This window comes from Streptomyces sp. NPDC046122, from assembly GCF_056429965.1.
On the sequence record NZ_JBWKLQ010000021.1, the window covers coordinates 52,086 to 60,373 of the forward strand.

Genomic DNA, 8,288 nt, shown 5'->3' on the forward strand with positions numbered 1-8,288 from the left:
CTGGTATGCGTGCTGAGGCGTTGGCACTGCGGCTGCAGCAGTTGGCCGGGACGGGGTCGGGTGATCTGCGGGCGTTGGTGGGGGAGTTCCGGCGCAGTGAGGTGCTTGTGCCGGTGGTGGACGGGGGGTTGCTGTCGGTGGCGACGGGTCCGGTGCGCTGGCTGTTCGCCTTCACCGGTGTAGAGGCGCTGGAGGCTTTCGCCGGGCAGCGGGGCGAGGTCGTTGATGAGTGGGTGCCGGTGTTCGGGGCCCGGCTTCTGGATCAGGTGATTCCGGACATTGGCGGGCCGGTCGGTATCGCTGTGGATGTGGCGGGTGCGGCGCCGCTTGTGCTGCCGCCGGTGGCCGGGATCGTGCCGGACGTGGTGGCACTCAACGGGGAGGGGGCTGCGGTATGAGTGACGCGGGCGGGTACCGGGCGGATACCGAGTCACTGGGCGAGATCACCAGGGGCATCAACCTGGCGATGGACGAGCTCAAGGAGCTCGGGTTCGACGTCGATGCGAATCTGGGCCGGGGTTTCGACGACTTGGAGCTGGCCGGGCTGGAGTTGGGTGACAAGCCGCTGCAGGAGATCTTCGCGGAGTTCTGCGACCGGTGGGGCTGGGGCGTACGGACCCTCATGCAGGACGCCAACAACTTCGCCGCCGGCCTCGGCTTGAACGCAGGCCTGTATCACGAGCAGGAACGTTACGCCGCCAACACGTTCAAGACCGTGTGGAACCAGGTCGCCGGCAACCCGTACGCGTCTCAGGAGGAGATCGAGAGGACGTCCGTGAAGGACACGGTCCTCAAGGGCAACGCGATCGGCCACTTCATGGACGCGGACTACAGCGCCCAGTCCATCGTCAACGCGGAACAAGCGAAGAGCGAGGCCAACGACCAACTGGCGCAGGACCTGGATACCTCGACGTGGAATGCGTGGCAGGACGACACCCAATGGCAGTGGGACGGCCCGCCTCAAGCAGAGCAGAACCCCGCCGAAGGCTCTGCCGGGGGTGAGCGCTGATGGGGATCGACCTGCCCGATATAGGCGGTGCGATCAAGAACACCGTCGATCATGTCGGCGCCAAGGCCGAGAACATGCTCGACTCCGCCAAGGAGCGCGTCGGAGAGGCCACCAACCAGGTCACGGACAAGGTGGCGGACGGCTTTTCCGCGGTGGGTGCCGACCGGATCGCCGAAGGCGTCCGGGACTACGGCGAAGGCGTGAGCAACCGCCTGGGGGGCGATGTCCCCGAGCGGCAACTGGGCGAGAGCGATGACCCCAGGGAACTGATCCACGGCAGCGCCCCGGCGATCGAGGCGCGGGCGTCCCACCTGGCCGACTTCGGCAAGGCGTTCGAGACGGTCGGCCAGGGGTTGCGCGGGCTGGACAGCGGTGCCTGGCAGGGCAAGGCCGGGGATGCGTTCCGGGAGAAGTTCGGGATGCAGCCGCCTGCTTGGCTGAAGGCTGCCGACTCCTGCGAGGAAGCCGGCAAGGCCCTGAAGGCGTACGGGGAAGCGGTCAGCTGGGCCCAGGGGCAGGCCGCCGCCGCCATCGAGGCCTACAAGAGTGCCCAGCGGGCCAGCCAGAGCGCCGAAACGGCATATGCCGCCCAGGTCGCCCAGTACGAGACGGCCGCCACCCAGTACAACAAGATCGCCGCGGCAGGTGGTGATCCCGGCCCCAAACCGGCCCAACCAGGCGCGTTCCACGACCCGGGTGAGGCCGGCCGTCGCGAGGCGCAGGCAATCCTCACCGAAGCCCGCCGCCAGCGCACCGAGGCCGCACGCGACGCCTACCTGCGCGTCAAGCAGGCAATGGAACAGGCCCCGCAGAAACCAGGTCTCACCGACCGGCTCCGTGCCGAAGCCAAAGACTCCGCCCTCAGCGCGAGCATGAACCTCACCCACGTGGCCGGCGGCTTCCTCAAAGGCGCCGGCGACATGGTGGTCCTGGCACGCACCCTCAACCCACTGGACCCATACAACATCACCCACCCCGCCGAGTGGGGCAAGCAGCAGCATCTGCTGGCTACAAACCTGCTCGGCACGGCTGCCCATCCGGAGCGCATCCCGAAGGGCATCATCGGCACCGGGTGGTCAAGCGACCCCGGCGACTCCAGCGGCAGATTCCTCTCCAACCTGATCGGAACCAAGGGCGCGGGCGGGGTGGCCAAGGGCGCCGCTCGAGGAGCAGCAAGGGGAGCCGGCACGGGCGCCGCACGCCGAGGCGTCGGAACAGCGCTCAAGGACTTCTCCCGGGAGCTGAAGTGCAAGTGGTTCGGCGACCCCATCGACATGGCCACCGGCCGGATGGCGCTGTCGCAAACCGATGTGTCACTGCCTGCCCGGCTACCGCTGGTCTTCTCTCGTCAATTCGAGTCGTCCTACCAAGCCGGTCGCTGGTTCGGCCCCCACTGGACCTCCACCGCCGACCAGCGCCTGGAGATCGACGCCGAAGGCGTCATCTTCATCCGCGACAACGGGGCCATGCTGGCCTACCCCCACCCCGTGCCCGGCGTGCCGACCCTGCCCCTGGAGGGCGGCCAGTACCCGCTGACCATCGACGCCCACGGCGACTACACAGTCACCGACGAGCTGAGCGGCCGAATATGGGACTTCGCCGCCCCGGGCGGCGACGGCAACGGCATCGCACTCCTGGCCCAGGTCATCGACCGCTCGGGCCAGAGCCTCACCTTCGAATACGACGACCAAGGCGCCCCCACGGCAATCGTGCACTCAGCCGGTTATCACCTCAAGATCACGACGGCTGAGGACCGAATAACCGCCCTGCACCTGGCCGGTGCAGCCACCGACGGCGGTGACCAAGAACTGGTCCGCTTCGGCTACGACGAACACGGCCACCTGGCAGCGGTGACCAAGTCCTCCGGCATCCCGACCCGCTTCACTAACGACTCACTCGGCCGCATCACCGCATGGACGGACACCAACAACTCGTCGTACAGCTACGTCTACGACGACCAAGCGCGTTGTATCTCTCAGTCAGGCGAAGCCGGCCATCTGGGTAATACCTTCACCTACGACGGCACCGATCCCGACACGGGCAACCGGGTCATCACGGCGACCAATTCACTGGGTCACAGCACTCGCTACCACGTCAACCGTGACCTGCAGGTCGTCAAAGAGATCGCCCCAGACGGGGCCACCACCCGCACCACATATGACCGACACGACCGGCTCCTGACCGCCACCGACCCGCTCGGCCGCACAGTCAGCTACGCCTACGACGCAGCGGGCCGCACGCTGATGATCACAAGGCCCGACGGCCGTTACAGCAGCGTCGGCTACAACGACCAGGGCCTGCCTGTCTCCATAGCCGACGCCGACGGCACTCACCTCACCCAGTGCTTCGACGAGTTCGGCAACCGCACGGAGCAGACGGATTCCTCCAGGGGCACGACTCGCATCACGTACGACCAGCTGGGGAACCTGTCTGGCATCACGAACCCGCTGGGCGCCACGACGACAGTACGGTGCAATCCGGCGGGACTGCCGCTGGAGATCACGGATCCGCTGGGTGCGGTGACGCGTTACGAGCGGGACAGTTTTGGCCGCCCGGTCGCTGTCACCGATCCTCTGGGAGCGACCACCCTGCTGGAGTGGACAGTCGAAGGCAGGCTGGCCCAGCGCACCGCACCGGACGGCGGCACGGAGTGGTGGACATACGACGCCGAGGGAAACTGCACCACCCATACCGATGCGATGGGCGCGATATCCCGCTTCGAGTACACACACTTCGACCTGATGATCGCCCGCACGGGGCCGGACGGTGTGCGGTACGAGTTCGAGCACGACACGCAGCTTCAACTACGTAAGGTGACCAACCCTCAGGGACTGACATGGACCTACGAGTACGACCCGGCCGGGCGTCTAGTATCCGAGACAGACTTTGACGACCGCGTCCTCGCTTACGCGCACGATGCAACCGGACAGCTGACAGCCCGCACTACCGCTTCCGGTAAGACCATCCGCTTCGAGCGGGATGTGCTGGGGCGCACGGTGACAAAGGACGCGGCAGGTGCGGTCACGACATACACATACGACCCGACGGGGGGCTTGGCTGAGGCGCGTGGACCGGATGCGGTCCTGACCCGGAGGCGGGATGAGACGGGCCGTCTCATAGCGGAGACGGTAGACGACCGCACCCTGACGTACACACACGATGTGCTGGGGCGCCGCACGGGCCGCATCACACCGTCCGGTGCGATGAGCACGTGGACATACGACGCTGTGGGCAACCGCACCGAACTGACCACCTCCGGCCGCACCTTGATCTTCGCCCATGACAAGGCAGGCCGGGAACTCTCCCGCAGCATCGGCGATGATGTCACCCTCAACAGCGCCTTCGACGAGCTGGGCCGCCTGACCAGTCAAGAACTTGTCGGCCCCTCCAACCGACGTATCCAGCGCCGTGCCTACACCTATCGAGCGGACGGCAACCTGGTCGGGATCGATGATGAGCTGAATGGCATCCGGAATTTCGACCTGGACGCGGCTGGCCGGGTCACCGCGGTTCATGCGGCGGGTTGGACGGAAACGTACGCATACGACGAGGCGGGTAACCAGGTCCAGGCCAGCTGGCCGACGCCCCTGCCTGGCCAGGAAGCGGTGGGTTCGCGCACTTACACAGGGACCCGCATCCGCACAGCCGGCGGCGTCCGCTACGAACACGATGACGCTGGCCGCATCACTCTGCGCCAAAAACCTCGTCTGTCCCGCAAACCCGACACTTGGCGCTACACCTGGGACGCAGAGGATCGCCTCGTGTCGGTGGTCACACCGGATGGTACGAGGTGGCGGTATCTGTACGATCCCCTGGGGCGCCGCACGGCAAAACAACGCCTCGCTGCCGATGGCGAAGCGGTTGTAGAGCAGGTGGACTTCACCTGGGACGGAACCACCCTGTGCGAACAGACCAGCCGCACCCCAGACACCGCAGAGACAGTCACCCTCACCTGGGACCACCAAGGCCTACGCCCCCTGGCCCAAACTGAACGCAAAAAAACCATCGCAGCCGACGCTACCCAGCCGGAGATAGACGAGCGCTTCTACGCCATCGTCACCGACCTCGTTGGCACTCCCACCGAACTCCTCAATGAACAAGGCGACATCGCTTGGTGTACCCGCAACGCTCTTTGGGGCATCACAGCCTGGAGGCGAGGCGCCACCGCCTACACACCGCTCCGCTTCCCCGGCCAATACTTCGACGCCGAGACCGACCTCCACTACAACTGCCATCGACAGTACGACTCCGAAACAGCCCGCTATCTCACCCCTGACCCACTCGGCCTCGCTCCAGCTCCCAATCCCACCAGCTACGTCACCAACCCGCACCTCTGGACGGACCCCCTGGGTCTTGCCCCGTGTAGTCCCTACATGGACTATATGGAGGGCAGTGGTATACCAGCTGGATCGCCTGTCACGCACGGTGAGACTGGAACTCTCATTGGCTCTGATGGCCCGAGCCAAAGAAACTTCCGGAATGTACTGAATGTCGGGGAGCATGATGTCGTAGCGCATGGCACGGAAGATGGGTTCCTCGATCTAGAGAATGGGAAGGTGAATGGCGGTCAAATAGTGGATGCCGTCACCAATAACCCCCATTACAACGGCTCGCCATTGCGACTCATGGTCTGCCACTCCGGAAGTTCTACTTCTGCAATAGCGCAACAGGTGGCCAATGAAATGGGAGTTACTGTGAGAGCGCCAACGAATATGGTGGGAACGAACCCTGTAATCGGCCCAGGTCAGGTTCCCCAAATCGCCGGCGGCGGATACTGGAGAATCTTTCTGCCGCTGATCACGTAGAGAGAAGTGATATTTATGCTACCCGTGGGATTCTTCCGCGAGATGGAACCCGGTGGTCCAAGCCTGTACGCCGAGTCCATCCTGGACGCGTGTGCCCAGGATGCTGGCTACGATGCAAGAGCCGTTTCTCTGTACCTTAGGGAAGGACACCCAGTATTCGATGTTATGGGAGTCACCGTCGACGTCATCGAGGCGTCATTTCGAGTACCTGGTGGATCATCGGTACTGACCGATGGTAGATTCGCCTGGCGTGCAGATCTGTCAGAGTATGTGGAGCGGTATCAGCTTGCCCTGCCTGACATCTTTTTGGATTTCCTGAAAATGAATAACTTTAAAGTGCCGGATGTTCCCCACAAATGCTTGCTGGAAATATCGCTCTTGGTGGGGCAAATGCTTGGGTTTCACACTCCACCAGGCGCTGGCCCTCAGACCGCCAAATAGAATCGACCGTGGTGCTGATCGGGTACAGGTTCTGTCCTTATACTCGACGAGAGCCATTTAGTGAGCCGTACACGCTGAGAGCTCGTAACAGGATCTTGGTGAGATGTCCTGGTCGGGCGTGACCGGTGTGTCGATTCGGCCGTTCGTGATGATCTGAGTACTCGGCCGTGGACCGTGGACGCTGGCTTGTGGGCGTTGATCGATCCGCTGCTGCCGGCGTGGCCGAGAAGTCGCCCGGGCCACGGCCGGTGGCGGACCGGCTCTGCCTGCAAGGCATCCTGTACGTCCTCTTCACCGATGTCGCTTGGCAACTTCTCCTGCTGTAATTGGGGTTCGGCTCCGGGCGGACCTGCCAGCCACGCACTGGTGCGGTGGCAGCAGGCCCCGGCGAACGTCAACGACGTCGCCCAGACGTTGGCCTCGGTCGGCGGCATTCCGCCCGTCGCAGGCCGTCCCGGTCGGCCACGCCACCGACCCGAGGCCCTGCTCGGCGACAAGGGCTACGACTCCAACCTCAACCGGGAAGAGCTGCGTAAACGACGGATCCTGCCCGTCATCTCCCGCAAGGGTGTCCCGAACATCAAGGGCATGGACAAGCTCCGCTACGTCGTCGATCAGACCTTCGCCCTGCTCCACCACTTCAAAGACTTGCCATCTGAGGGGAACGCCGCACCGAACTCCACGACGCATTCATATCCCTGGCCTGCAGCCTCATCTGCTGGCCACGCCTCAACAAGCCCGGATCATGAGGGTTCAGAAGGGCAGCGGTTCGGCGTCCAGTGACTCGGCTTCGGCTTGGGTATGACGTGCTGGCGCCGCCTGCCCCGACTCCGAGTCTGCGAGGGCGGCGAGGTACCGCTTGGTATAGAAGAGGCCTGGCAGCCGGAGCCTGCGGCAGTGCTGCTGGCAGGCGCCGACGAGCACGTCAGGGACCGAGCACAGACGTACGTCCAGGAGAGCCCGGTGCCCGAATAGCAGCCGTATTTCGCGGAGTGGCGGGTACGGCGCTTCGTCATTTGTTGCCGGGGGACTTTGCGGCGGCAGTGCGGCCGGGGGCAGGGGAAGCATCCGGAATACTGCCGCGTACCGCACAGGCCCGGGAAAAGATCATTGACCGGGGCCGCGGACTGAGACAGCGCGTGGAAGCAGCAACACTGCTTGACGACCTCGGGCACACCGTCCGGACGCGCTTTCCCCTGCCAGTGGCATATCGATGGCGGGAAACCGAAGCCCGAATGAGCGCCGGTGAACACCAGGCCACCTACAGCGCCATTCTGGAGACCGCCGAGATCCTCCTTTGCTACACCGCGCTGCTCACCCTTGCTCTTGCTTGGGAAGCTGGCATCCCCCTGGGCTCTACGATCGCGATCAGAGAGAAGCTCGTTGGAGGCCGAAGCGGTCCAGGACTGGGGGACTGGGCCAACGTCCTGATGGAGGCGGCCGGAAGCCGCAAGCTCCGGGCGCTCCCGCACCAGCACCCCGTCCACGCGATACGAACCCTTCTGGCAGACCAGGACGCCGCCGACGCACGCGAGCGGTTGACCAAACGCCGAAACGACGATTCCCATCTCAGGCGCTTGGACCCCATCGATCTTCCGCCAGCCATCACGGAGGCTTTCGCCGACCTGACGCTCCTTGTCGAGCGGGCCCGTTTCCTGGCGGACCTTCCGCTCTGGCACGTCACTGAGACACGCTGGGACAACCTGACCCAGACCGCACAGGTGCGCTATCGGGAACTCACGGGAGACCACCCCGTCGTGCCGACCAAGACCGCCGTCCTCACAAGAAACGACCTGGAACCGGGCAGCCTCTACCTGCGCGATTCCATGCACGAGCTGCACCTGTTGCGACCGTTCCTGACAGGGCAGGTGTGCCGAGTCTGCCGTGCCTGGTCCACCTTCCACGCAGACATCGTCCCTGGGGACGTCGTTCAGCTTAAGACGCCGTTTCAGTTGGTGAGGCGACGGTGGCAGATGAGGGCTGCGGCTATGCCGACGAAGGCGAGGAAGTGGTCGGGCTTGCGTTCGTAGCGG

At 64.6% G+C, this 8,288-nt stretch carries 5 protein-coding genes and 1 pseudogene; 5 read left to right on the top strand and 1 reads right to left on the bottom strand.

The window, feature by feature from the left end; translation table 11 throughout:
- Window positions 1-5: 5 nt before the first annotated feature.
- The 5 genes from AC07FK_RS32115 (at window position 6) to AC07FK_RS32135 (ending at window position 7,038) form a co-directional block, all read left to right on the top strand.
- Window positions 6-398, top strand: coding sequence for an SseB family protein (locus tag AC07FK_RS32115; protein ID WP_479108443.1), 393 nt, complete (start codon window positions 6-8; stop codon window positions 396-398).
- Window positions 395-1,009, top strand: coding sequence for a hypothetical protein (locus tag AC07FK_RS32120; protein ID WP_479108444.1), 615 nt, complete (start codon window positions 395-397; stop codon window positions 1,007-1,009). The genes AC07FK_RS32115 and AC07FK_RS32120 overlap by 4 nt, the downstream gene beginning before the upstream one ends.
- A complete protein-coding gene (locus AC07FK_RS32125; protein WP_479108445.1) occupies window positions 1,009-5,814 on the top strand; it encodes a putative T7SS-secreted protein in 4,806 nt (1,601 codons plus the stop codon). The genes AC07FK_RS32120 and AC07FK_RS32125 overlap by 1 nt, the downstream gene beginning before the upstream one ends.
- A gap of 24 nt (window positions 5,815-5,838) precedes the next feature.
- Window positions 5,839-6,255, top strand: a complete 417-nt coding sequence (locus tag AC07FK_RS32130; RefSeq protein WP_479108446.1) for a hypothetical protein — start codon at window positions 5,839-5,841, stop codon at window positions 6,253-6,255.
- 297 nt (window positions 6,256-6,552) lie between these two features.
- A complete protein-coding gene (locus AC07FK_RS32135) occupies window positions 6,553-7,038 on the top strand; it encodes a transposase (RefSeq protein ID WP_479108447.1) in 486 nt (161 codons plus the stop codon).
- A 1,165-nt stretch (window positions 7,039-8,203) separates the two neighbouring features.
- On the opposite strand, the pseudogene AC07FK_RS32140 reads toward AC07FK_RS32135, so the two are convergent.
- Window positions 8,204-8,288, bottom strand: a pseudogene (locus AC07FK_RS32140) (IS5/IS1182 family transposase); the annotation flags it as partial.